Genomic DNA, 261 nt, shown 5'->3' with positions numbered 1-261 from the left:
GGTGCCGCTTTGGCTGGTACTGGACCTCCACCTCGCGAGTCCTTGGCCAACCCTGGCTTTCATGCTTATTGGTCCTCCACCTCAGGAGTCTCGTCCCACAGCTGCCGCCCGGGCAGGGACCGGGCCTCCACCTCCTGAATCCCCACCCACGCTTTAGCAACAAAAACTCCCCTTAGCAGTTGTTGCTAAGCCGCAGATCCCGGCTAAGGGGAGTCTTCTTGCGGCTAAAGTGTACTGATCGGGGAGGTTAGTTAATCGTGT

Origin of the sequence: Brevibacterium sp. HMSC24B04, assembly GCF_001806835.1 — a bacterium.
Lineage (GTDB): Bacteria > Actinomycetota > Actinomycetes > Actinomycetales > Brevibacteriaceae > Brevibacterium > Brevibacterium ravenspurgense.
The sequence above is the reverse complement of the archived record's forward strand: the minus strand, read 5'-3'. Positions refer to the sequence as shown.